This is a genomic window from Vibrio sp. H11, from assembly GCF_004804295.1.
Taxonomy (GTDB): Bacteria; Pseudomonadota; Gammaproteobacteria; order Enterobacterales; family Vibrionaceae; genus Vibrio; species Vibrio ostreae.
The window spans coordinates 12870-38508 of the sequence record NZ_SSHN01000003.1 but is presented as its reverse complement, the minus strand read 5'-3'; the positions used below and the strand labels follow the sequence as shown (position 1 = coordinate 38508).

Here is a 25639-nt window from a genome sequence, read left to right as displayed (position 1 = left end):
ATTAAATGGCTTAATACCCTGGCTCTGGCCATGCAAATTGCCAGCTCTCTGGCGGAAAAGTCACATTCATCTGACATTAGGTCGCTGATTTTGTGAATCTTATAACTCTGCAAACTCCATTTTGAGCAGATTATCGAAATATGCAAGCACCGATTTCCGATCTGGTTTACCGTTTTCCTGATTGAACACACATTGACCGTAATTTATGTGCACTTGATCATTGTTCCGGTTGTGCGACAAAACCCACGCCGGCTTTACGGCAAAATTTAAATGTGCGCCAGATTGCTTATAAGTGTGCTGACGCAGCACTGATTGTCGCTTATGATAAAATTGTAATAAAATGCATGTCTGTTTCGTCGGGTAGAATGATCATGAGTACGTTATCTTCAGCCAATTCGCTCATCAGCGAGCAAAGAGCCAAACTTTTGTCGCCGCGTCCGGCGCAATTGATCACTTTGCCTTCTTACATGCACTGTCATGATCACAGCTACACCCAGATAGTCATCGGCCTTAAAGGCCAGGCCGAATTCGAAGTCGGCGGGATGGGGAATATTGTTAATCCTGGTCAGGGCTGTGTGGTGACTTCTGGCACCGGCCATGCGTTTGGTGGCATAGTCGGGCAATCCGACATTCTGGTGCTCAATATGCCTCAGCCGTGCGACGATGATCCGCTCACATTGCACAAGCTCAATGAGCTGACAGGTAAGGATACCTATTTTAAGCTCGATAACCAGATTCAGAAACTGGTTCAGATGCTGGTGCAGGAAATGCAAAGCAGTCCAGATGATATGCTGCTCAGCCGGGCATGCAGTGATACGGTGCTGGCACTTCTGCAGCGCCATATTTCGGCATTTGATGCCCAGCGGAAAGAGTCGCGCTTTGATCTTGATGCCATCGATCGCTACATCGAACAGCATATCAGCCGACGCATTTCGGTGGCGCAACTGGCTGGCAGCGTGTTTCTCGGCGAAAGTCAGTTTCATATGCTGTTTAAAGAACAGATGGGCATCACGCCGCATCAGTATGTGCTCGGAAAACGCGTGGATATGGCCAAGTCATTGATAGAAAATGGAAATTTAACACTTGGTCAGGTTGCTGAGTTAAGCGGTTTTTCCAACCAGAGCACCTTTACCCATACTTTTTCCCGTCTGCAGGGCATTTCTCCGTCGCGCTACAAGAAGACGTGCCGCAACTAATCACTACAAAACTCCAGTTTTAATGAGAATTATTCTATAACCCGGCGTGAATCCATCAACGCCGGGTTATTTATTTGCGTAATAAGCTAAATGAGCAGCATTTTATTTTATAAATAATGCTGTGATTCTGTTTTTGTTTTGTTAAAAAGCCAAGTTTTTGGCAAAAAGCTCGGAGTTTTTGACAAGTATTCTCGACGCGCTCAAAATACACTGCGAGCCATTGTAGGAAAACCCGACTCAACGGATATCGGGTATGAGATTGAGGAAAACGCATGTTTACTGCAACTGATGTGTTGAACGCTGAGTTTGTTGAGCAGCCGCTTAACCAACTTTGGTCACAGATCTCGCCACTTTACATGGTGGACGAAACCCAATGGCTCAAACAGCTTCTGCCTTTGGCGACGCCAAGTGAGGACGAAAAAACCTCGATGGCGGTCAAAACGACGCAATTGATCGAAGCGATTCGTAAAGACAAAAAAGCGATTCAGATGATTGATGCGTTGCTGCTGGAATATAGCCTGGATACCCAGGAAGGTATTCTGCTGATGTGTCTGGCGGAAGCGCTGATGCGCATTCCGGATACTGAGACCGCGGACGCGTTCATCAAAGATCGTCTGGGTGTGGCGGACTGGAAATCTCATTTGAAGAATTCTGATTCTGTGTTTGTCAACGCATCAACCTGGGGGCTGATGCTGACCGGGAAAGTGGTCGGCCTGTCTGATAGCCAGAGCACCAGCCCGGTTCAGGCAGTGAATCGCCTGGTCAATAAACTCAGTGAGCCGGTGATCCGCAAAGCGATGCATCAGGCGATGAAGGTGATGGGCCATCAGTTTGTTCTGGGGCGTAACATCAAAGAAGCGCAGAAAAACGGCCGCGTGATGCGTGATAAAGGTTTCACCTACTCATTTGATATGCTGGGTGAAGCGGCGCTGACGACGGCGGATGCGGATAAATATTTTCAGGATTACCTGATGGCGATTGAAGCGGTGGGCCGCGACAAGTACGGACTGGAGACCAGCCCGGCGCCATCGGTATCGATCAAACTTTCTGCTCTGCACCCGCGTTATGAAGTGGCAAACCACAGCCGGGTGATGAGTGAGTTGTATAACACCTTGATCCAGCTGCTGGACAAAGCGATTGAACTGGATGTGGCGATCACCATTGATGCCGAAGAAGCAGATCGTCTTGAGTTGTCACTGGAACTGTTTGAGAAAGTGTATCGCAGCGACAAAGTTAAGGGTTGGGGTAAGTTTGGCCTGGTGGTACAAGCGTATTCCAAACGTGCGTTGCCTGTACTGGTGTGGCTGACTGCACTGGCAAAAGAGCAGGGCGATCTTATCCCGGTGCGTCTGGTGAAAGGAGCATACTGGGATAGCGAGATCAAATGGTCACAGCAGAGCGGCTATACCGGTTATCCGGTTTATACCCGTAAAGAAGCGACCGATGTCTCTTATCTGGCTTGTGCGCGTTTTTTGCTCAGCGAGCAGGTGCGCGGTAATCTGTTTCCGCAGTTTGCTAGTCATAACGCGCAGACCGTTACCGCGATTGCAGTGATGGCTCAGCATAAAGATTTTGAGTTCCAGCGTCTGCACGGCATGGGTGATGCTTTGTATAACCATGTCATGGCGACCTACAAGCAATCGGTCCGTATCTATGCGCCGGTGGGCAGTCACAAAGATCTGCTGCCGTATCTGGTGCGCCGTCTGTTGGAAAACGGTGCCAACAGCTCATTCGTTCATCGTCTGGTTGATGCTCGTTGCCCGATCAACACCTTGACTCAGCACCCGGTTGATATGTTGCTTGAGTATGAGTCATTGGATAACCGCCAGATCCCGTTACCGCCGCAAATCTTTAACCAGCGAGCGAACTCTTACGGCGTCAATATTGATATTGAAAGTGAAGCTAAGCCGTTCGAAGATCAGGTCAATGCGTTTTTGAGCAAGCAGTGGCAGGCGGCGCCGATCATTAATGGTCAGTCTCAGTTCGAAAGCATGATCAAGGCTGAAGAGCAGCCCGAGATCGTGACGGCACCGTATGATCGCCGGATCGACGTGGGTCAGGTAATGCATGCCAACCTTGATCATGTTTCCGAAGCGATCGAGATTGCTCAGGCCGCGTTTGCGCAATGGAGTCAAGCTCCGACTAGTCAGCGCGCCGAGAAACTGGACAAACTGGCGGATCTGCTGGAAGCCAATCTGGCCGAGCTGGTGGCACTGTGTCATCAGGAAGCCGGTAAAACCGTTCATGACGGGATTGATGAAGTGCGTGAAGCGGTGGATTTCTGCCGTTACTATGCCCAACGAATTGATGATCTGGCGGCGTTTACGCTGCAAGGATTCGACGGCCAGAGCCGCCAGGTGACCCGTGCAGGGCGCGGCGTGTTTGTCTGTATCAGTCCGTGGAACTTCCCGCTGGCCATTTTCCTTGGCCAGATCACTGCCGCTTTGGTCGCGGGTAATACGGTGGTGGCGAAACCTGCCGAGCAAACCAGTCTGATTGCGGCTCGCGCGGTTGAACTGATGCTGGAAGCCGGTTTCCCGGGCGGGGTGATTCAACTGCTGACGGGACGTGGCGCTGCTATCGGTGGTGCGCTGACCTCGCACAGCGCGATCGCTGGCGTGGCCTTTACCGGCTCAACTGCGACAGCGCAGAGGATCAACCAGACTCTGGCGGAACGTGATGCGGATCCGGTGCCGTTTATCGCCGAAACCGGTGGCCAGAACGCGATGATTGTCGACAGTACCGCCTTGCCGGAGCAAGTGGTGCGTGATGTGCTGCGCTCTGCCTTTGCCTCTGCCGGTCAGCGCTGTTCGGCGCTGCGTGTGCTGTTTGTTCAGCAGGACGTGGCTGACCGTATCATCGGTCTGATTAAAGGGGCGATGCAGGAGCTGTCTGTGGGCACTCCTTACCTGCACAGCACGGATGTGGGCCCTGTGATTGACGGCAAAGCGAAACAAGGGTTGCTGGCACACATTGAACGTATGAGTCAGAGCCAGAAAAAAGTGGCTCAGCTTGAGCTGGGTGAGGCTTGTGCCCATGGTGATTTTGTTGCGCCAAGCGCGTTTGAGATCTCAGGGATTGATTGTCTGACTGAAGAGCAGTTTGGCCCTGTCCTGCACATTGTTCGCTTTAAAGCGAATGAGCTGACGCAGGTGGTACAACAAATCAACGATACCGGTTTTGGTTTGACTATGGGTATCCATAGCCGTAATGAAACCACCTATCGCTGGATTGAAAAACATGCTCGCGTGGGTAACTGCTACATCAACCGCGACCAGGTGGGGGCTGTGGTTGGCGTACAGCCGTTTGGTGGCCAGGGTTTGTCCGGCACCGGACCAAAAGCAGGTGGCCCGCACTACCTGTTCCGTTTTACTCAAGTTCAGTACAGCTAATCGAATCAGCGAAGGAGATAGACCATGGTGCATCAAGTAACTCGTTTTTCTGACGCTTTTTCGGCTTGGGAAAACTGGAATCTGACCGGTTTTGACTCAAAAAATGAGTCATTGCAGTCATTGAAAAATAATTTGCAACGCACGATGCCGGCAGTGGCGGGTGTGTTTGCTTTTCATCTTCGTCAGGCGGCCACTATGCTGGCGCAACCGCATCTGCTTAATGGTCCGACCGGAGAAACCAACGAACTTTATACTGCAGGGCGCGGTGTTGCCCTGGTCGTTCACGACGACAGCAGTAATGAAGCAAGACTGGCTGTCGCTGCCCAGTTATGTGCTGCGTTAATCGCAGGCAACAGCGTCGTGCTTTGCAGTGACGACACTGAGCTGACAGCCGCATTGAAGGCTGCTTACCAGCAGTCAACAATTCCGGCCAACCTGCTGCAATTTGCTACTCTGGATGCTTATCAGCAATTGATGGATTCAGATATCCGTTGCATGGGCTATGTCGGAACAACGTCGGTTGAGCGTAACCTCAACCGTCAGTTAGCCAAACGCCAGGGGGCGATTGTCAGCCTGGTGTCTGAAACGGATTTGGCCCACCTGCCGGTGGCGAACGATCCACATTTAGTGCTGCGTTTTATTACCGAACGCACGCGCACAATAAATATAACAGCAGTGGGTGGTAACGCGACCTTGCTCGAGCTTGGAAACGAGGCCCACTAAACCTTTCTGAAGTACTCCCCCACTCTTGGTGGGGGACATGGAAGGCGATCTTATACAAGAGGACATATCAATGGAAAATGGTTTTGCCATTACGAGCACCTTTATCGTCTACCTCATTTTGATGTTGGCGATTGGGGTATATGCGTATCAGCGAACGAAAAACTCGTCTGATTACTTTTTGGGTGGCCGCTCTTTAGGTCCGTGGCCTGCTGCACTTTCAGCGGGTGCATCTGATATGAGTGGCTGGTTGCTGCTGGGTCTGCCGGGTTATGCTTACGCGGCGGGTATTGAAGCCTTCTGGCTAGCGGGTGGTCTGCTGGCCGGTACCTGGTTGAACTGGCTGGTGACGGCGAAGCGTCTGCGTACTTACAGTATCACCACCGATGCCCTTACTTTGCCAGAGTTTCTGTCACGTCGTTTTAATGACAAATCGAAACTGATTCAAACTATTTCAGCGTTTTTCATCCTTTTGTTTTTCCTTTTCTACACCAGTTCAGGCCTGGTTGCAGGCGGCAAACTGTTTGAAACGGTATTCGGTCTGGATTACACCACAGCGGTCATCATTGGTACCATCTGTGTGGTGTCTTATACGCTGTTCGGTGGTTTCCTGGCGGTATCCTGGACTGACCTGGTACAAGGTCTGCTGATGTCTGCCGCACTGCTGATCGTGCCGATTGCGGCGATGGATGGCGGTCTGATGAAACTTGACCACGATCTTGTGGCAATCAACCCGCAACTGCTGACCATGTGGAACGACGTAAAAGGCGAACCACTGAGCGGTATCGCCATTATTTCTCTGGTTGCCTGGGGTCTTGGCTATTTCGGTCAGCCACACATTCTGGCACGTTTTAAAGCCACCCGTTCCAACAAAGATCTGACCACAGCGCGCCGTATTGCGGTTCTGTGGACGGGCCTGTCAATGGTTGGCGCTATGCTGGTGGGTCTGGTTGGTCTGATTTACGTCACTAATACTGGTGGTCTGCAACTGGATGACGGCGAAAAAATCTTCATGCTGCTGGTGAACGCGATATTCCATCCGGTTGTTGCGGGTATCCTGCTGGCGGCGATTCTGGCGGCAATCATGAGTACAGCGGACTCACAACTGCTGGTGTCATCATCAGCACTGGCAGAAGACTTCTACAAGCAAGTATTCAAAACAGATGCGACATCAGAAGAGATTGTTCGTGTTGGTCGCCTGGCAGTTATCCTGATTTCTGTGATTGCTCTGGTTCTGGCGATGACGCCGGACAGTTCGGTACTGGGTCTGGTTTCTTACGCCTGGGCAGGTTTCGGTGCCGCGTTTGGCCCGGCACTGGTACTGAGCCTTTACTGGTCTCGTATGAACCGTAACGGTGCATTGGCCGGTATTCTGGTGGGTGGTATCACTATCGTGGTTTGGAAGCAGCTTTCGGGCGGTTGGTTTGATGTGTACGAAATCGTTCCGGGAATCATCTTCTCTGTGCTTGCCATTGTGGTTGTCAGCCTGACAACTGGTGAGCCGGAAGTCACGGTTCAAGAGCAGCACAAGACATTCAAAAAGCACTTGATTGAGCTCGACTAAGCAACCTTAAGTTGACATGACTGAACAAAGCCTCACCGATGTGAGGCTTTTTTGTACCTGTGTCAGCGAGCGGTCATAGCAGAAACAGTTCGTACTTGGGGCGTTAATTTTTGTACTTGGCTCACAATTTAAAAAGGAAAGTTTGGGACAATGGAACCAATCGATTCAAACTGCGTCAATTGTAATTAATTGAGTAAATTAACAGGAGGAATTCCCATGCCAGAAGCGTATTGCAGCTGTTGTCGAAAAACCACACCGCACAAAGTTGTAATGAGGCGTTGTCAGACGGAAGTGTCGTCAGGATGGCAGGGGTTCCAGCAATTCATGTCTGCGCTCGTTAATGGTGAGCATTATTACAAGATGGAGAAACGCGGTTTCTGCCGAGTGTGTAATCAACCGTCTGAGCTGTCCGAAGCGGATTTTTCCCGCGCACGGGTTATTTGACAATGTGAAAAATTGACGGCTATTGCGGTCAATTAACTGCGTTCTGTTAATTTATCTGTTGATACTTCGAGCAGGATCACCTTATTGAATACCGGTGCGTGTCCTGCCTGCTCTGGCCGCATGTTTCGCTACGTAAACCCGGGCCTTTCCGCTAATCTGTATGTTATTCACGCAGTGAAATAACAAATAGAGGTAGAGCAATGCGGTTAAGTTTGAAGAGAAAAATGGTTTTCTCTGTGGTGGTTGCGATTGGCTTGACGGCAATCGCTCTGGTGATCGCCAGTTATCATATGTTTCAGCAGGACAGTTGGCGTGCGATTGAAAGTGAAAGTCGCAACACCCTGCGTGCCCACGCTAAAGGTATCGGCGATTGGTTTGCTGATAAGCAACACGCATTGCAAGGCTTGCGTGAGGAAATTGAAGCTAATCCGCAACTCGATCTGGTTCCGCATTTACGCCAGACTTTGCAGTCCGGTTCATTTGGTCTGAGCTATTACGGCAATGAACAGGGCGAAATGTATCGCCAGGACCCGTCACTCAACAAAGCCGGTTACGATCCCCGTGAGCGCGGCTGGTACCAACAAGCCAAACAAGCCGGCCAGCCTATTACTACCGATCCTTATGTCAGTGTCACCATGCAGACCCTGGTTGTGACTCTGGCTGATCCTGTGCGCATTAATGGTCAGTTCGCCGGTGTTGCGGCATCCAACCTCGCCTTGAACAAACTGATTGAGGACGTGTTGGCCATTCCGGTTCCGGGTAAAGGTTATGCCATTCTGGTCAATCAGAAAGGTAATATCGTCGCGCACCCGAATAAAGAGCTGATCCTTAAACCCACTCAGGATATGGCGACGGGATTTAGTGCGTCGGCATTGAACGAGGCCGCTAAGCAAAACACTCCCCTCGATCTGACCATTGATGGCCGTGAGAAGCTGCTGATGGCCCAGAGTATTGATAATACCGACTGGACCCTGGTCATGGTGATGGATAAAGCTGTGTTGGCGCAGCCGCTGAATAGCTTGCTGACGACTCAGTTGCTGATTGGGCTGGGCATTTTGCTGGTGATGGCGCTAATTACTTCCTGGTTTGTAGCGCGCCAGTTGAATGAACTCGGTAATATTACGGCGGCATTGAGCGATATTGCCGAGGGCGACGGTGATCTGACTCGTCGCCTCGACGTTAAAAGCGAAGACGAAGTTGGTATTCTGGCTGACAAGTTCAACAAGTTTGTTGACCGTCTGCACGTGATGGTGAAAAACGTTCACTCTGTTTCCGTGGCTCTGAATGAGGGTGCCAATCATGCAGCGCGTTCGGCAGGGCAGCGCGGAGAGCGCATCCGCACCCAGCAGGATGAAATTACCATGGTGGCGACCGCGGTGACTGAGATGGCCTCTGCCACAGCAGAAATTGCCGGTAATGCTGACAATACCGCTAAGCAGGCCAATGAATCGGTCGATCTTGGTGCGCGTGGTTACCAACAGATGCAGCAAAGCAAACAGTCTATCGATCAGCTAGCGCAAGAGCTTAATGGTGCGGTCAATATTATCGGCGACCTGGAAGCGCAGGCGAATGAGATCTCCACCATCTTGTCGACGATTCGTTCTATTGCTGAGCAGACCAACCTGCTGGCGCTGAACGCGGCAATCGAAGCGGCCCGGGCTGGCGATCAGGGCCGTGGTTTCGCTGTGGTTGCCGACGAAGTACGGGTGTTATCACAGCGCACCCACTCGTCGACGGAAGAAATTCAGACCAAGATTGAAGGGCTGCAAAAAGCGACCGCCAAGGCTGTAAGTGTGATGACGGACAGTCATCGTCTGGTCGAAACCAGTGTGGAGGACGTCAATCTGACGGGCGACAGCCTGCAGGCGATCAGTGAAGCGATTCAACTGATCAGCGATATGGCCACGCAGATAGCTTCAGCTGCAGAAGAGCAATCTCTGGTTACTGCAGATATCAACGGCAATACCGAATCTGTTCGTGAAGTGAGTGACCAACTGGCCAGTGAAGCAACCGATGCGGTGCAGCAGGCCAAATCGCTGCACAATTTGGCTCAGGAGCTGGATCAGGAGATTTCCCGTTTCCGACTTTAACGCGAAGTCTTCACCACCATGGACGAATCAGGGCACTATCGGTGCCCTTTTTTCGTCGTGAGTAATCGTTCACAGTGGTGTGATTAAAAGCAAAGGTCGCGAAAATATCAAAATAAGTCGCACTGATTAACTTGGCCAATATCAAGTTGTGGCAATAATGGTAGCCAGTAATAGCTTCTATTACTTTTTGCTAAATTTCACTGCTGCACTACTTTTCAATCGGCTATGAAAGCACTACCATAGCCGTCAGCTTCAGGTTGAAATACTCGGCTGAAGTTGTACACAGTTTAATTTGAATATTATTCTCAGGGCGGGGCGAAATTCCCCACCGGTGGTATACCCTAAGGGTGAGCCCACGAGCGCTCGAGCAATCGAGGTCAGCAGATCTGGTGAGACGCCAGAGCCGACGGTCATAGTCCGGATGAGAGAGAATGACAAATACACCAGCCATCCTGCGTCGGGATTCCTGCGCCTTGGATTTGGTGACTTAGTTTTTGCCTTTTGATCCCTCATAAACAGCCCTGATTCTGGTCATTATTTAGGAGTAACCATGAATCAGCTATCTCTACTTGCCGAATTCGGCGACCCAATTACCCGTGTTGAAAATGCGCTGCAAGCTTTACGTGAAGGACGCGGTGTCCTGTTGCTTGATGATGAAGATCGCGAGAACGAAGGTGACATCATCTGCGCAGCAGAAACTCTGACGACAGAGCAAATGGCGCTGATGATTCGCGAAGGCAGCGGTATTGTGTGTTTGTGTCTGACTGATGAGCAAGCGGATAAACTCCAGCTGCCACCTATGGTCAGTGTCAACGATAGCAAAAACCAGACCGCGTTTACCGTTTCGATTGAAGCACGTCACGGCGTGACAACAGGTGTGTCTGCCAAAGACCGCGTGACCACAGTCAAAACGGCGGCCAACCCGACTGCCCAGCCGGAAGATTTGGCCCGTCCTGGTCACGTGTTCCCGCTGCGCGCACGTAAAGGCGGTGTTCTGGCTCGTCGTGGTCATACCGAAGGCACGGTGGATCTAATGCAAATGGCTGGTTTGCTGCCATCAGGTGTGCTGTGTGAAGTGACTAACCCGGACGGCACTATGGCTAAAACGCCGGAGATCGTTGCATTTGGTAAACTGCACAACATGCCGGTGCTGACCATCGAAGACATGGTCATGTACCGCATGCAATACGACCTTAAGCTGGCTTAAGTCGTTTTACACTGTAAAGAGCGCGCATCGACGCGCTCTTTTTGATCCCGCTGTTTCGGGGACACACAGGATTATAATCAGGACAGTCCTGTCAATCAGTCCCCCGTTTACGGGACTCCCACAGCAGATCTGAGGAATTAGTGAGGGCATACACTCTGAACTGAAAAATGCTCAGCAACCCGGGACAGAAGTAAAAACGGTACCTAAAGCACCGTTTTATCTAAGTTACGCAAATCGCGTTTCCAGGTAGCGTATGATTTCAGAAGACTCGTACATCCATTCCACTTTGCCATCTTGTTCAATGCGCAGGCAAGGCACTTTGACTTTGCCACCACCTTCGAGCAGTTCCTGACGGTGCTTCGAACCCTGAGACGCATTACGTTTCTCAATCGGTAAATTTAATTTATACATAGCTCTGCGAGTCTTGGTGCAAAAAGGACATGCCGTAAATTGGTATAAACTGAGGTTCTGTGTTTGCTGATTTACTTCTTGCTGCTGCTGGGCAGGACGTTTTTTCTTACTGCCACGAGTCAGCAAGTCACCAGCGATGATGATGCCACCGAGTAGGTTGCGGATTAAACTAACTAAAATTTTCATTGAGGGGTACTCTCGTGCTTGAATGCGTGGATAAACTCGGCGTTATTCTATCGGCAAAACTGCTGAGTTATAAGAGGCACGACGTTATCAGATATGAATAATCCGCAAGCCCATCATTGATACTGGCGTTGTAACGTCCATCGGCGCTTAAGCTAAGCTGCTGTTAGGTGCGTCTCAGCGGCAGCGAGAGGAAATAAAGGCGTACAGCGTTATCTGTACGCCTTTATTCTCTCTGCACATCAGACGGATGTGGACAGGACTATGCCAAACGTTATCAAGCCAAACCCGCAGGCCTGATTAATCCGGTGGCCAAAGTGTTGCAGCCAGACAAGAATACGGGCAGAGGTGATGAGGTAAGTCATTAAACCGAACCAAATTATATGTAGCAGAGCCAGGTATGCGCCGTAAACCACCGCCATGGACGGGGTGTCTGGGGCGGTAGAAATGAGCTGGCTAAATACACTAAGGAAGAACAGCATGGTTTTGGGATTCAGAGTATTACACAGCAAGCCTTGTAACAAACAGCCGCCAGTTCGACTTTGCGAGCCCGGTTCTTGCCCGCCAGGTAGGCTGAATTTTGCACTGAGCAAACTGCTGACACCAAGGTAAATCAGGTAGGCTGCGCCTGTGTATCTTACTATGTTGAGCAGCCACTCATTCTGTGAGACCAAGTGACTGATACCTATCACCGAATAGGTGACATGAATACATACCCCTAATCCGATGCCCAATGCGGTGAGTAGGCCTGCTTTCCTGCCATAGCGGCTACTGTTCTTAAACACCAAAATAAAGTCAGCACCAGGGCTGATAACGATTAATAGCCCGAAAATGGCAAGACTGAACCATTCCATGTTTTCTCCTTAACGATTAAATCAGACGGATGAATTGTATCGGTTTGGCGTCAGGTTATAATCGAATTAAACGCTGCTAATATGTGAGGAAAATTCACACATGAGACATCTGAAAGCTTTCTATGTTTTTCATGTTGCTGCGGAGTCAGCGAATCACAGCCAGGCCGCGGAAAAACTGCACATTACCCACGGTGCGGTGAGCAAGCAGATTAAGCTGTTGGAAAACCACTTAGGTCACATGCTGTTCTATAAGCAGGGGCGCGGCATGCGCCTTAGTACGGAAGGCAAACTACTTAAGCAGTATACAGATACTGCCTTTAGTGCACTGGATACCGGAGTGAAAAAACTGGCTCGCGCGAGTCATCGTTCACTGGAAGTTTCCTGTGAGCCGACTCTGACCATGCGTTGGTTGATGCCCAGACTGGCGGACTTTTATCAGCATTCTGGCATTGATGTGCGGCTGTCTACTGCCGGCGGGCCGGTGAATCTTGAACAGTCCGGCCTTGATCTGGCGATTCAGCGTGATGATTTTGCCATCGATGGTGATAATGGCATTCATGATTTAGTACCCGAGTGGGTTGGGCCGGTTTTTTCACCTCAATACTGGAATCGAGTGCGACATAATCTGGACGATATGGTGTTGTTGCATAGTGAAACCCGGCCTGCAGCCTGGGAAGAATGGCTGAAGGGACGTGCGCAGGCGATTTCACTGCGCAATGCTAAATCCTTCGGTCACTTTTATTTCTGCTTACAAGCTGCCGCTGATGGATTAGGTGCGGCGATAGGATCATACCCGCTGGTGGCTGATGATTTACACAGTGGCCGTTTGGTGGCGCCTTGGGGATTTAGCCCTTCAGGACATCGCTATATCCTGCTCAGCAGTTCCATGCTGCTCACTCAGAGCCAGCAGCAATTTTTGCAGTGGCTGCAAAAGAAAATGGTGATGTGTCAGCCAGACCGCGTCGTCTAGGGACGCTGACCAGATAGTACGCCCGACTGCGCGCACTATCTGGAATTAAGCTAACTGTCTGAGGTTAGTTTGTGGTGGTTGGCACCGGATTCAATGACTGTGGCTCAATGCTGCCGGTCGTTGGCGAAACGGCCTCACGGAGCGTGGCGGGTGCGGTATTACCGGCCTCACCAGTCGCTGTTGGCTTTGGTGGCGCAGAGTTTGCGGTAATCACGGTTTGTACCGTTTTGCTGTATGACTCCAGCAGTTTCGACAAGCGCTCGCTCAGTGCTTTTTCATGCTGCAGTGCGGTTTGGCTGGCCGCCAGTTCGGCTTGCGTTGCTTGCAGTTTCGCTTGGACCACATTGAGCTCTTGAGTACGACTGCTCAGTTGCTGTGCCAATTCATCGTTTTGGCCGGAAACCTCACTGTTATTTGCCTGCAGTGAAGCGAGGATCGCTTTTGCTTGCTTGCCGAATGACTGGTCGCGGTAGTCTGCTCCGTCGATTTGCTGGGAAATCTCCAGTAAAGACTTCTCATAGTTCAGCACGACCGGTTCAAAATTACGGTTTTTTACCAGAGAAAGTTTAGTGACTTCGTTCGCCACGTTCACCGTATGATTCAATTCGAATTCTGCTGTTTTCACTGCTTGTTCGATGGCTTTGAAATCACGCGAATCGGTTTTAATGGCCAATTCAACTTTGGCGACTTCCGCTTCTGCCTGTTGATAGGTCAGCGGCGCCTGGAAATTCAGCTTAGTGGTGCGAAACTCCAGCAGCTTTGCTTTTAACGGGGTGACGTATTTTTTCAGGACGACTTTGATTTCCAGCTGCTTGGCCTTATCCAGAAATTTCACCTGAGCAAACTGAGCGTCGTTGAGCTCATTTTTGTCGATATATCTGAATAGTTTCAGGTAGCTGGCGTGGATTTGGCTGTAATCTGAGGCGTACGCTGTTTTGGTATCCAACTGGTCGAGATAATCCATTTGCGAGATGGAATCGGCAAGTAACTCATCGGCTTGTGCTTTCAGCTGAGTTAATTGCTGGTACAGAGCTTTCGTTTCCCCTAACAGCTCCATGTACTTTTCAGCATAAGTCGCAGAACTGAAGATGGAATAGTCTTCGGTGGTTTCACTCGGATCCTCAACAATATCGTTGTAAACCTCAGTGGTCTCTTCCCAGGCATCCTGCAGATCACGAACTTTTCCAGGTGAGTAAAGCTTAAATGACTCTAGGTCGGCCATAGTCTCGTGCCACTGACTTTGTTCGGCTTTGATTTACTCGAACAGCGTGAACGCATCGGTTTGAGTGGCAACTTGCTGAGGGTTCGTCGTATCCGGCGCCGAATTCTGCGTATTACCTGTGCTTTGACAGCCTGTCAGCGCTGAAACAATCACGCCAGCCACTGCTGCTGTTTTGAATAACTTCATATGAATAGCTCTATTATTGTTAAGTTTATCGGGATAGTCATTATTATTTGATTCATTTCTGAGTCTGCGAGTCTCTCATTTTTGAGATGATTGATCATCCATTTATCATATTTTTGATGTATCGATGGGATTTTCGACGCTTGTCTGTGTTTCAGCGTAATGGCTGAGCGGGACACACGTTTATGTCAGTCACATTTTTAGGCGTGTGTCGCAAATAAATTCGGCTGACCGTTAACAGTTATGCGCGCTTAACTCTCGGATATTCTTATTAACGTGACAGCTCAATAATTGACAATTATTCACCAGGTAAATAATATCGCCGCCTATTTATTAATAATTATGTCATTTATCTGGGTATGGTGCGCGGTTTGAAAAGCATTCGCTTTGGTTTGTTGTCTTTATTGCTGGCGTTACATGCTGTGGGGTATGCCGATGAGCCAAGCAAGCAGGAGCGCAGTTTCCGGGCTACAGGCGAATGGCACAAAGACATTTTGTACAGCGACGCAGATTCAAGCCGTATCTGGCTGCAGTATGCTTATAAAGCCTGGTCATTGATGGGGGAGCCGGTCGAGCATTGCATTTTGAAATGGTCTCTGAGCGAGTCTGCACGTTTCAACTTGTATAATCCGTATACTAAGCAGATTGAAACCGTTGCCCCGCCGCGCGATGTGCTGATGAAAGTTCGCCTGCATTTTCGTGATATTGAGGTCAGTATCGATAGCGTTAATAAGGTGCGTTGTGATGGCGGTGCAGTAGGCAAACCTGGCCTACGCGGTCTGTTAGGTACAGAAATAATCCCGGCTCCAGCGAGCTTTAATAGCCCGGGTTCACCGAATTGGAACCAGTTTTTTCTTTCCTCTGCACTGATTGGCACCGAGCAGCGTGATGGTCGCAGCTATCTGGACGAATCGCAGGCCAAACCGTTATTTAAGAGCCTGATGGGGCAGAGCAGAAACCTGACGTTTTGGGACGTTAAGCTGGTCGATGCACAGCTGGATATCAGCGGAATCAAACGCTGGTTTCTGGCCGGAGCTAAACAGCGGGCTGAGAAAAAGCAATCCAAATCGCCAAGCATGCCAACATTGCAAGCGGCCGTGCCAGGCAGCGAGAAGAGGCAAAGTCAGCCTGCATCCGGCTCTGATAAAGTGAGCTCTCACTCTTCTAGTGCAGGCAATAATGCATCGCAATCTTCTGCTTTCAACCCGTTCTCTTCTGCTTCACCCGGGCGTGTAACCCATCAGGCCACTATCAGTGGTGCGTCTGTTCCGTCAGAGCCAAGCAGCGCGCAAGCGGCTGCCAGCATGTTACTGCTGATAGATACTTCTGGCAGCATGGGTGGTACGAGACTGAAAGAGGCTAAACACGCCGCCATCGAATTAATTAAAAAGTCAGTGCGCAGTAATACCGAAGTCTCTGTTCTGGCATTCAGCGGCACCTGTGATGCACCAATAACCAACCATCACCCGTTTAGTGTGGACAGCGCGTCACTCAGCACTTTTGTCGCCAGTCTGCAGGCGGACGGGGGCACACCGATGAGCGCTGCGGTGGAATATGCCAATGTTTATCTGGCCAATAACCGCAGCCGGCAATCGGGCAGCGAAATGATTCTGTTGCTCGCCGATGGTGATGATGGCTGCAAGATCTTGTCTCCTGTGGTGGATGAGCTGAAAAGCCGCGGCATTTTGTTTCGTCATCAGACGGTTGGGTTGGAGCTGAACAGTGGCTCCGGCGCGGCGCGTGACCTCAAACAGTTGGCAGAGCAAAGTGGCGGTGATTACGCAGCGGCAGCGAAGGCCAGCCAACTGTCACAGACTTTTGAAAACGCGGCGATCGCGATGGGCATTCTGTCGTTAATCGGTTCGTATGATGCAACGCCGTCCGCTCCGTCGGCGAGCTCGAATTTGCAACACACAATATGGGATGGATTTGGTGAATAAAATCAGAACTTGGCTGCTGGTGGCAATGCTTTGCTCCGGCAGTAGTGCATGGGCATTAACCAAAGAGCAGCAGGTTGATCAGTCTTTACTGGCGGCTCAGACCTTTTATAAAGACGGGCGTTATGGTAAAGCCTTTGAGGAATTTGCCACAGTTGAACAGGTCGGTTTGGCTCTGGACGACAGTTTTCACTTCTTTTATGCCATGTCGGGTTATCACAGCAATCAGTACAGCAAGGCCTGGAGCGAGATAAACCGTTACCTCGCATTGACCGGGCGCAGCGGTGCTTACTATCAAAAAGCCCTCGAATTGCATCAGAAGTTAGAGCCTCAGGTCTCGAAAGCAGCCAAAGCCGCGCTGGAAAAATTTGAATCCAGTCGCAGTGACTGGCTTAAACACGAGAAAAAGCAACGCCTGACTAACCAAGAGGTGTCGGCATGGGCGGCGCAGCAAAGTACGGTCATGCAGCAGATGATCAAAAGCCAGCAGTTTGATGCCGCGCAGGCGCGGGCACAAGAGGGCAAAGCCCGGCTGGAACGCTATTCCGGTGCTCTGATCTCGCGTTCAGAGAACTTGTACCGGCTGGAGCATGACCTGGCCAGCGTGACCCAGTTGTTGCGCTTTAATCTGATTGAGCAAACCACTATTGATGCTCATCGCGCGCAGTTGGATAAATTGCAGCGCTGGTTCCGCGCGCTGGATTTTGAGCGTTTTGACGCTCTTTATTCTGTGGAAAAACAGCAGCTCGGTGCTGAAACCAAACGTGCTTTCACTCAAAAGGCCGATATTGATAAAGCGGCTCAGCAGGAGGCTCGCAGCCTGCGGAGCAAAATGGCGTGCTTTAGCGCCAAGTCCCAATTGAAGGCATTTGAGCAATATGGCATTGACGATGCGAACGGGACGACTCGTTTACGTACCACCATCCGTGATAACTGTAACCAGGGCTAAGCAGTATGAAAACATCCGTTATTAAAACGTCAGTGATCAGTCTGACACTGGCCAGCGTTGTTGGTTGTAGTAGTCAGTATCGTCGTGTAGAGGAACCGGTTGAAGGGAAGTTCCAGCAGTCACTGGATCAGTATCATGTCAATAAGCAGGGATGGGAAATCGTATTTCGTCAGCAGGGCCGGTACTACTCTCATCTGGGGATCGCCGAGAGTGTCTCTGCCAAAGTCATGGAACAACAAGGTGTGATGAATTATAGCTACAGTGGCAGTAATCCGGACGACTGTATCCTGTTTACGGTCAGCACGTTTGGCTTACTGTGGGCCATTGACACATTAATGTGGACCGCACAGTTCGGGACGTCGAATACTTCCTGCTGGTCTCAGGTGATAGATACTGATCCGTATCCATCATGGAGCCGCAGTTACGCGACCGGTCAGTACGCACATTATTATCGTTTGCAGCAATCTGTTGGCCCGACAGTGACTTACAAAAATAAACCGTTAAGTGGTCGCTTTGTTGAACCTGGCGTCTGGCGCTTTGAGAATAACCAGTTACCGGCTGATTTCGATATCGCTGACGTCAAACTTCCTTAGCCGAAGTCTCAGGCGGGAGAGAAAGAGGGTATACATGCCTTCGTTTAGCTACCTAGGTAACGGCCAGCTTTTGCTGGCCGCTTTGTTATATCTGTTTGTAATACAGTTTGGCTATCCAAAAGGAATTCAGGCCATTTTTTTCCTGAGAGTAGACGAAAACCTGCCCGGCACGGGCAGGTTTTGGCCCCTGATTTTATTGAGGTATTCTCCTGTTTATTCTTAATCAAACGGAACAATTGAATGCTTTATGACGTATTTGATGAGAGCAAGCCTCATCGATGCCCGTTCTCCAATCCGAACCCTGAAACATGCAGGTGCTCCAACTGTCATATGGCCGGAGACTGGGCAAAATCGAGAGCGGCACTTAATACTGAATAAGCACACAACATGGGCATGGAGGCACCTCTGTCCCCGTAGCCCGGCAAATAGATATTCCTGAAGCGCCCAAATGCACGCACAAGCTGCCCTGGATACTCTCGGACCTGATGTGAAGATGAATGTTGCATTGGAGCGTTGCCCGTTAAACGGAAAGAAATAAACGATGATTGATGAATATTTTGAAATGTTTTTGGATGAGTTTGGTCTGCCCACTGAATCCATTCAGGCGACAGAGAAACAAGTAGAAGCTTATCGTGGGATACTGCCAGATCAGCTGTTGGAGTACTGGAAGGCTGTAGGATTTTCCGGCTTTCAGAACGGACTTTTTTGGATCACCAATCCTGCCGATTTTGATGATGTGCTTGACAGTTTTCTCGGTGAAACAGACTTCGCGGCATACGATAATTATCATGTTATTGCGCGTAACGTTTATGGCGGGCTTTACTTATGGGGCGAACGGACAGGATATTCACTCGAGATCATGCCGCACCTGAATTGGATTGTGACAGTCAAAGGGGATGAGGCAAGAATTTCCAAAGGGGAAGCTAATATTTCCATGCAAAGATTCTTCGGTTTCCGGGAGCCGAAGAATGTCGATATTGAAGCTAATTCAAAACCCTATTTCCCGTCCGTTGTGAAAAAACATGGGCCAGTTAACCAAGATGAAGTCATGGTGTTTACTCCGTACCTGTTTATGGGGGGCGAAAAATCTGCTGATAAGATGAGCAAAGAAAACCTGCATTCTTTCCTGCAGATCATCGCGGACCTGGGCGGGGATGAAGTCATCGATATGGCATCAATGGTCAGTAACACGGTCAAGCATTTCGGAGAGTAATACAGTGACTGACGGTGACGGGCACCTGGAAAAATCGGCATAAAAACTTTGTCACCGATTTCGGCTGATTTCGCCCAAATAGATGAAAATTTCCTTTTGCCATAAAACGCCTGAAGCCCCGTGATTACAGGGTTTTCAGGCGTTTTTGTTTCTGGTTGCGCTGATTTTTCGCATGATGACGTGGGAAGAAGTTTGTCAATGTTCAGGCTGAACACTGACAAAATCTGCTCCGGTATTTATTTACATTTCAACGTCTTAACCGTCTCTTTTGCGCAGGCGGAGAAGTGATAGGAAAGATCGCTGCGGATGCGGTCTGAGGCGTAATTGCCCCTGTGGTCGTATTCAAGCTAAAAAAGTTTATCTAGGTGATTATTGCAATTGATTGAATATTTAGGCGGTATCAATAATGACTTCGACTTGCCTGGTGTCCCGCGTTGTCTTCCCGCTGGCCGTTTTAGTGGGGGCAACTACACAACCGGTTTAAGAACGTTAATTGGTATTAGTTGCCGATGTATGTCTTAGTAGTGGTGAATTATTGGCAATAAAATGCATAACTGCTATTTATTTGTTCAAAATTAATGAACAATCCAATCAAATCTATCCTATCGAACAAAATGTGATCTAGTCGTAATATTTATCTCAAGCGCTAAGGCGCATCGATAAACAAAACTAAGAGGAAAATAGCATGACTAAGTTCGTTTCTGCACTGATTGCCACAACCCTTTCTACTACTTTCGCCGCTGGTGCTATGGCTGCTGATCTGGATATGAATATCTTCACTCTGGACAACGAAGCCACAGTCACATTGACTTCGAACGGCCAGGGTGTGGCAAATTATCCGGTTGTTATTCAAGGTCAGCAGTACCTCACTTCTGAGAATGGTACCGTGAGTATCGTTAACCATGACAGCGTGCCACACGTGTATAAATTCGTCGCCAAAGACTCACAAGGTAATCTGATTGAGCATCGTCGTTATCTGACTACTGATAACTAATCTGCGTGCTTTATCAGGATGATATTCAATGAAGTTGAACAAGATGGAAGCGTTTGGGTAGCCGCCCGGGATGTATCGCGGCTACCTTATTCTGTCGCATGGTAATAACGGACCCTTCTTCTGAAGCGTCCGTTTTTTGTATCTGCTAACTAATTCGCGCAGTGCAGTGTTTTAATATATTCGCGCGGCGTTAAACCAAATTTGGCTTTAAAGCGCTGACTGAAGCGTCCCTCCGATTGATAACCGCATAACTGCGCCAGCAGGGCCACGTTGTGATCCCCTTTCTGCATTAACCCCAGCGCATGATTAAGGCGCACTTCAGCCAGAATTTCCCGATACTGTGTACCTTCCTGCTTTAGTTTGCGTATCAGGGTCGCCCGGCTGACAGCAAACCGCTCGGCCACATTTTCCAGTGGATGATCCTGACTTGGCGTCAGAGCCAGATATCGACTTAACTTCTGGCTGAATGACAACTCAGAATCTGGGATCAGACGATGTAGCGCTCCTCTTTCCGCCAGTTGCTGATAGAGCCCCATCAACCAATAGGTCTGGGTTGCGAGGCTCATCTCGTCCAGATTAAACCCGGCCAGAGCGTGCAAGGTCTCCCGTAGTGCGCTATCTAACCCGACAACCTCTGAACGCCCGGTGTCAGCTCGCTGTCTGCTCAGTTCCAGCATACTGCGCTCAGGCAGGCAGTGAAAACTGAACATGCGTGATGAAAACGCGCCTTTGTGCGGCAGGTTTTCAAAACTCAGCGATGCTCCCGGCTCACAAATCAATAACTGCGCCGCTGACAACTCAACCGCCGTTTCACGCCAGTAAAGCCGCTTGCTACCGGTCAGGATCTGCACCAGGCAGGGAGAGTGAATACGCACATTACGCAGTTTTTGTGATTGCCGGGCGCTAAACGGCGTCACTTGATAATGATGATTCATCGATCCCCCTGCAAGGAATGTTGCCTGCCGTAAACGTCTTGTGTTGGGACTGGCAGCTATTTAGTGTACGTCGCGGTGAGTGTTGCCTTGTCCAGCGCGATTTTATTGAGCGTGAAACCAATCGCTGCTGGCGGCGTGGTGGTGGTCACGTCCAGTTTATCTGTTGGCAGGGCCCAGACGGTGAATTGGTAACGGTGCATGCCATCACCGGCTGGTGGGCATGCGCCGCCAAAGCCTGCTTTCCCATAATCAACTCGGGCTTCCTGACCACCTAATTTGGCAATATCGACGCCGCGTGGCAGCGAGGTGACAGAGGCGTTCAGGTCATAAGCTATCCAGTGCCAGAAACCGCTGCCGGTAGGCGCATCGGGGTCATAAGCCGTGATAGCAAAACTTTTAGTGCCGGCAGGAACGTTTGTCCAGCTTAATTGCGGTGACAGATTATCACCGTCGCAGCCCCAGCCTGAGAATTCAAATGTTTTGGCCATCGGATGACCTTCTTTAATATCCTGACTGGTGATTTGCAACGCCTGAGCGGAAGCGGTTGCCATCAGGCCTGCAACGAAAATGGATGTAGCGAATGAATTCATGATAATGCTCCTTTTGATTTGGGATCAGTTTAGGGGCGAAGTGAATGCTCTTCATCTCTTAAAGTATCATATTTAATGTATTTCAGATTCAGTTTGATACTTACTGGATTTAGAGTAACGAAAGAAAATGGATGGCGCGCAACGTTGAGCTGCTGACTCTGATGTGTGTCCCGTTTTAATGCACCAGCCAGATGAAAGCGTGTCCTCTTTAGGCTCTAATGCTGATTCTGTTTTGGTAAATCATTCAGGAAATCGCCGCCTTCATGTTAGAATCGCACGCTAAGGTAGAGCTTGGCTCTACAATTTCGGTTACTAATTCAGAGTTCGTCCATGTCATTTTCCAAACTGGGGTTAAGTGATGCCCTGACACAAGCTGTGGCAGCACTTGGTTATCAAAAACCTACCACCATTCAAACCAAAGCCATTCCGGTCATTCTGCAAGGTCAGGATCTGATCGCGGCGGCGCAGACCGGTACTGGTAAAACCGCAGGCTTTGTTTTGCCGATCCTGCACAAACTGCAGGGCCGTCAGACTGAGCGCAAGAAACGCGTACGCGCTTTAATTCTGGTTCCGACTCGGGAACTGGCGATTCAGGTGGCGGAAAAAGTAGCCCAATACGGCCAACACACCGGTTTAACGTCGATGGCGATGTTTGGTGGCGTGGATGAAAAAGCGCAAAAACAACGCCTGATTGAAGGGGTGGATGTGCTGGTGGCGACGCCGGGTCGTCTGCTGGATATGTATGGTCAGCGTGCGGTCTATTTTGAAGAGATCGAAATGGTGGTGCTGGATGAAGCCGACCGCATGCTGGACATGGGGTTTATTGAGCCGATCAATAAAATCATCGATCGTCTGCCAACTGAGGTACAGTTCCTGCTATTTTCGGCCACTTTGTCGCACAAAGTGCGTGATCTGGCTAAGACGGCTGTGAATGATCCGTATGAGATTAGTATTGCTGCTAATCAGGCGTCTAAAGCGAATATTGAACAGTGGCTGGTCACGGTGGATAAAGACAAGAAATCCGCTCTGCTGAGCCATCTGATTCAGGAAAACGACTGGGATCAGGCGCTGATCTTTATTGAAACCAAGCATGGTGCAGCCAAGTTGGCATCGCAGCTGGAAAAACGTGGTATTCATGCTGAAGCGTTTCACAGCGGCCGCAGCCAGGCGGTGCGTGTTCAGTTACTGGAAGATTTTAAAGCCGGCAAGATTAAATATATGATCGCAACCGGCGTTGGTGCGCGCGGTATCGACATCCACGAATTGTCGCGCGTGGTGAACTACGATTTGCCATTCCCGGCCGATGAATACGTGCACCGTATTGGTCGTACCGGACGGGCGAATGCCAGTGGTGAAGCGATCTCGTTTGTCTCCAAAGACAATTTTAAAAATCTGTGCATGATTGAAAGCCGTCTTGGTCATTTGATCGAGCGCAGAGTCGTGGAAGGCTTTGAACCGAAAAAGCCGGTGCCGATTTCCATTCTCAATTATGTTCCAAAAAGTAAACGAGAGCCGAAGGCATAAGCGGCTTTCGCTGCTGACCAGCTAGTAACGGTTTACATCGGGCCGCGCAGGCAAAACTTGCGCGGCCCTTTTTGTTTCAATATTTTATCAGGATCTGCTTAATCATCTGTTCAGGGAGCTGGCGATAGGATCCTGTATTACCGAGTACTCAAAGCAGTCCGTTGGCAAGGTAATAATTGGCGAATGGATTGAATTAACCGGTTTGATTCTCTGCTGTTCATGTTCAATACTTGCAGGAATTTCGCCGTAAAAAATTGGTAACTTTACTCTAAAAGAGGCGAAATAGTCGTAAATCGTGATTAAACGTTGACTGTACCCGTTTATACACATGCCCGAGGTTGATACGCTGCGCCGGCAGCAGGATTAAGACAATAAACTGCGAGGACTCATCGCATGGACTGGCAACAACGCATTTTTGAGTATCTGTTTACAAAGCATGTGAAACCATCACAGAATGTTTTGCACTCCTCACGCTCGTCGCGTGAAGTATTGATCAGGCGGTTACGCGCTCAGATCTCGGCGGGTTACATCGAAAAAGATCTGCTGCAGAAAGTTTTGCCTGATTATCATTGTGAGGTGGGGCAGGATGTGAATGTGAGAAAAATCCTGCGCGCATTGGAAGCGCAAGAAGGCGAGCCGTGAGGTGGTGGAGAAACAAAAAAGCCAGCGTTCAGGGCTGGCTTCTGAATCAGTTTTGTGCTGCTTTGACGCGAATGGTGCTCTTGGCAACACTGGTCATATTCAGTGCGGCGATTGCTGCTTTGGCTTCTGCCAGTTCAGGCATTTCAACGAACGCAAAGCCCTTCGACTGACCCGTTTCCTGATCAAGCACCAGAGTGCATTCTTTTACAGTACCGTGAACAGAGAAAAGCTGACGAATTTCGTGCTCGGTTGTGGTGCGAGCCAGGTTGCGGACTAGAAGTTTCATGTTGAACCATTAATTGGGTAAAAACGGCCTCCATTGTCGCAGTAATCGCCCGACGGACCAAGTGAATGTTGTCATTTCAGTGAAAATAATCATGCGTAATAACCGGCGGCTACGCAGAGCAAGGAACCATAAGCTGACCTTGCTCTGCAGCGCTGATTACGCTGGTAACAGACGCGCTAATGTCGCGATCAGGCGCTCGACTTCGGCTGGCGAACTGTTGTGAACCATAGAAAAGCGTACGACACCGACTGCCGGATTGATATCCATCGCCTCGAGCAGGCGGCAGGAGTAAAAGTGGCCGGCACCGCACAAGAGGCCTTCTTCACCCAACTGTTTAGCCAGGTCAGCCGGCAGTACGCCATTAACCGTGATGGATACTGTTGGGGCACGCTGCGCTGCAGAGGCCGGGCCGATAATACGGATAGCCGGATGCTGATTGAGAAACTCAAGCAGCGGCTGCAGAGTGGTCAGTTCGGCCTGATGCAGCAGCTCGCGTACCGCCTCAGCTTTTTGCGTGGCACTGGCCTCTGGCTGGTCGGGAAAGTGATGTTGGTAAATAGCGGCAAAATAATCGGCGACCCCTTTGGCGGCTGCCACTTGCGCGTGATCTGGTCCGGCCGGATAAAGACGTTTTTCACGAAATTCACCATTGAAATAGTGGCCCTGATTAGCCAGCTTGGACGCCATGTCTGACTGAATGACCATCACGCCCAGATGGGGGCCGAATACCTTGTAAAGGGAAAACAGATAGATGTCGCAGCCCAGTGCTTTGACATCCGGCAGACCATGTCCTGCAAAAGAGACGCCATCCACTATCGTGCGCACATCATGTCGACGGGCCAGCGCGCAGATATCCGCGACCGGATTGATATGACCCAGGATATTGGAGCAGTGCGGAAATGTGAGTAACTTAGTTGCTTTAGTCAACAAGGGCTGCAAGGTGTCTAGCTCAAGCATGCCATTCACAGGATTGACGTTCCACTCTTTGACCACAATACCGCGCTCTGCCAGTCGGCGCCAAACGCCGCTGTTGGCCTCGTGATCTTGGTTAGTGACTACGATTTCATCGCCGGGTTGCAGCCATCCCATGACCGCATTGGCCAGTACATACGTGTTTTGCGAGGTTGACGGGCCAAAATAGATCTCGTCTGGCGCTGAGTTTAACCACGGTGCAAGCGCCTGGTAGCTGGCATCCATCCATTCACCTGCCTTAGCCGAAACCGGGTTGGGGTAATAAGGCTGCACTTTGAGCTGGTGGAAGTATTGGTCAAATTTCTCCAGTACCTGACGGCATAAATAAGAGCCGCCGGCGTTTTCAAAGAAGGCTTTATCGTGCAGAGAAGGTTCGGCAAACGCCGGAAATTGCTGGCGTACAAAATCCATATCGAGTGTAGTCATGGTTTCTATCCTTGGAGCTGAAAGGGTGAAAGGCTTGCTGGTGGTCATGAGAGCAAGCGGTAACTTAGCTTTCAGTATACGCTTTGATATATGCCGCTTTCTTGGCAACCTGAACTTGAAATACAAGGCTGAATGCGATAAA

General features: G+C 49.9%; 23 protein-coding genes and 1 riboswitch. Of the genes, 15 read left to right on the top strand and 8 right to left on the bottom strand.

Going from position 1 to position 25639, the window contains the following annotated elements; all coding sequences use genetic code 11:
* Positions 1–371 precede the first annotated feature (371 nt).
* The 7 genes from E6C74_RS05180 (at position 372) to ribB (ending at position 10613) form a co-directional block, all read left to right on the top strand.
* A complete protein-coding gene (locus E6C74_RS05180) occupies positions 372–1196 on the top strand; it encodes an AraC family transcriptional regulator (RefSeq protein ID WP_136483637.1) in 825 nt (274 codons plus the stop codon).
* Positions 1197–1468: 272 nt separating this feature from the next.
* Positions 1469–4588, top strand: coding sequence for a bifunctional proline dehydrogenase/L-glutamate gamma-semialdehyde dehydrogenase PutA (gene putA, locus E6C74_RS05175; protein ID WP_136483636.1), 3120 nt, complete (start codon positions 1469–1471; stop codon positions 4586–4588).
* 24 nt (positions 4589–4612) lie between these two features.
* The gene (locus E6C74_RS05170) at positions 4613–5311 is read left to right on the top strand and encodes an aldehyde dehydrogenase family protein (protein ID WP_136483635.1); all 699 of its coding nucleotides are present in this window, start codon (positions 4613–4615) and stop codon (positions 5309–5311) included.
* Positions 5312–5381: 70 nt separating this feature from the next.
* Positions 5382–6872 carry a sodium/proline symporter PutP gene (putP, locus tag E6C74_RS05165; RefSeq protein ID WP_136483634.1) on the top strand — a complete coding sequence of 497 codons (1491 nt, stop codon included), beginning with the start codon at positions 5382–5384 and terminating at the stop codon, positions 6870–6872.
* Between the two features lie 216 nt (positions 6873–7088).
* The gene (locus E6C74_RS21110) at positions 7089–7316 is read left to right on the top strand and encodes a hypothetical protein (protein WP_136483633.1); all 228 of its coding nucleotides are present in this window, start codon (positions 7089–7091) and stop codon (positions 7314–7316) included.
* A gap of 200 nt (positions 7317–7516) precedes the next feature.
* Positions 7517–9406: a methyl-accepting chemotaxis protein gene (locus E6C74_RS05155; RefSeq protein ID WP_136483632.1), complete on the top strand. Its 1890-nt coding sequence runs from the start codon at positions 7517–7519 to the stop codon at positions 9404–9406.
* A 297-nt stretch (positions 9407–9703) separates the two neighbouring features.
* Positions 9704–9843, top strand: a riboswitch (FMN riboswitch).
* A gap of 113 nt (positions 9844–9956) precedes the next feature.
* A complete protein-coding gene (gene ribB, locus E6C74_RS05150) occupies positions 9957–10613 on the top strand; it encodes a 3,4-dihydroxy-2-butanone-4-phosphate synthase (RefSeq protein ID WP_136483631.1) in 657 nt (218 codons plus the stop codon).
* Between the two features lie 225 nt (positions 10614–10838).
* Here the strand turns inward: ribB and E6C74_RS05145 are convergent, their stop codons facing one another.
* Both E6C74_RS05145 and E6C74_RS05140 read right to left on the bottom strand, forming a co-directional pair.
* On the bottom strand, positions 10839–11210 hold the full coding sequence (locus E6C74_RS05145; protein ID WP_136483630.1) for a glutathione S-transferase N-terminal domain-containing protein: 372 nt from the start codon (positions 11208–11210) through the stop codon (positions 10839–10841).
* A 239-nt stretch (positions 11211–11449) separates the two neighbouring features.
* Positions 11450–12061: a LysE family translocator gene (locus E6C74_RS05140; RefSeq protein ID WP_136483629.1), complete on the bottom strand. Its 612-nt coding sequence runs from the start codon at positions 12059–12061 to the stop codon at positions 11450–11452.
* 100 nt (positions 12062–12161) lie between these two features.
* On the opposite strand from E6C74_RS05140, the gene E6C74_RS05135 reads away from it, so the two are divergent.
* A complete protein-coding gene (locus tag E6C74_RS05135) occupies positions 12162–13031 on the top strand; it encodes a LysR family transcriptional regulator (protein ID WP_136483628.1) in 870 nt (289 codons plus the stop codon).
* 64 nt (positions 13032–13095) lie between these two features.
* Here E6C74_RS05135 and E6C74_RS05130 read toward each other — a convergent pair whose 3' ends face one another.
* Together E6C74_RS05130 and E6C74_RS20970 are read right to left on the bottom strand one after the other, a co-directional pair.
* Complete coding sequence (locus tag E6C74_RS05130) at positions 13096–14253, bottom strand: hypothetical protein (protein ID WP_136483627.1); 1158 nt, start codon at positions 14251–14253, stop codon at positions 13096–13098.
* A 33-nt stretch (positions 14254–14286) separates the two neighbouring features.
* A complete protein-coding gene (locus E6C74_RS20970) occupies positions 14287–14439 on the bottom strand; it encodes a hypothetical protein (RefSeq protein ID WP_168796964.1) in 153 nt (50 codons plus the stop codon).
* A 368-nt stretch (positions 14440–14807) separates the two neighbouring features.
* On the opposite strand from E6C74_RS20970, the gene E6C74_RS05125 reads away from it, so the two are divergent.
* The 5 genes from E6C74_RS05125 to E6C74_RS05100 all read left to right on the top strand — a co-directional run bounded on the left by E6C74_RS05125 (position 14808) and on the right by E6C74_RS05100 (position 20122).
* On the top strand, positions 14808–16376 hold the full coding sequence (locus E6C74_RS05125) for a vWA domain-containing protein (RefSeq protein ID WP_168796963.1): 1569 nt from the start codon (positions 14808–14810) through the stop codon (positions 16374–16376).
* Positions 16369–17322, top strand: coding sequence for a hypothetical protein (locus tag E6C74_RS05120; RefSeq protein WP_136483625.1), 954 nt, complete (start codon positions 16369–16371; stop codon positions 17320–17322). Before E6C74_RS05125 ends, E6C74_RS05120 begins: the two co-directional genes overlap by 8 nt.
* Before the next feature lie 5 nt (positions 17323–17327).
* Positions 17328–17915, top strand: coding sequence for a hypothetical protein (locus tag E6C74_RS05115; protein ID WP_136483624.1), 588 nt, complete (start codon positions 17328–17330; stop codon positions 17913–17915).
* A gap of 541 nt (positions 17916–18456) precedes the next feature.
* A complete protein-coding gene (locus E6C74_RS05110) occupies positions 18457–19128 on the top strand; it encodes a GAD-like domain-containing protein (RefSeq protein ID WP_136483623.1) in 672 nt (223 codons plus the stop codon).
* A 685-nt stretch (positions 19129–19813) separates the two neighbouring features.
* Entirely contained in the window at positions 19814–20122 is a 309-nt protein-coding gene (locus E6C74_RS05100; RefSeq protein ID WP_136483622.1) for a hypothetical protein, read from the top strand.
* 149 nt (positions 20123–20271) lie between these two features.
* On the opposite strand, the gene E6C74_RS05095 is transcribed toward E6C74_RS05100, so the two are convergent.
* Positions 20272–21057: a helix-turn-helix transcriptional regulator gene (locus E6C74_RS05095; RefSeq protein ID WP_136483621.1), complete on the bottom strand. Its 786-nt coding sequence runs from the start codon at positions 21055–21057 to the stop codon at positions 20272–20274.
* 56 nt (positions 21058–21113) lie between these two features.
* Entirely contained in the window at positions 21114–21647 is a 534-nt protein-coding gene (locus E6C74_RS05090; protein WP_136483620.1) for a YbhB/YbcL family Raf kinase inhibitor-like protein, read from the bottom strand.
* Between the two features lie 330 nt (positions 21648–21977).
* Between E6C74_RS05090 and E6C74_RS05085 the strand changes: the two genes are divergently transcribed.
* Together E6C74_RS05085 and E6C74_RS05080 are read left to right on the top strand one after the other, a co-directional pair.
* Positions 21978–23171: a DEAD/DEAH box helicase gene (locus E6C74_RS05085; RefSeq protein WP_136483619.1), complete on the top strand. Its 1194-nt coding sequence runs from the start codon at positions 21978–21980 to the stop codon at positions 23169–23171.
* Positions 23172–23564: 393 nt separating this feature from the next.
* The gene (locus tag E6C74_RS05080; protein ID WP_136483618.1) at positions 23565–23813 is read left to right on the top strand and encodes a hypothetical protein; all 249 of its coding nucleotides are present in this window, start codon (positions 23565–23567) and stop codon (positions 23811–23813) included.
* 46 nt (positions 23814–23859) lie between these two features.
* On the opposite strand, the gene E6C74_RS05075 is transcribed toward E6C74_RS05080, so the two are convergent.
* Together E6C74_RS05075 and E6C74_RS05070 are read right to left on the bottom strand one after the other, a co-directional pair.
* Positions 23860–24099, bottom strand: coding sequence for an RNA-binding protein (locus E6C74_RS05075; protein ID WP_136483617.1), 240 nt, complete (start codon positions 24097–24099; stop codon positions 23860–23862).
* A 156-nt stretch (positions 24100–24255) separates the two neighbouring features.
* On the bottom strand, positions 24256–25497 hold the full coding sequence (locus E6C74_RS05070; protein WP_136483616.1) for an aminotransferase class V-fold PLP-dependent enzyme: 1242 nt from the start codon (positions 25495–25497) through the stop codon (positions 24256–24258).
* Positions 25498–25639: the final 142 nt, after the last annotated feature.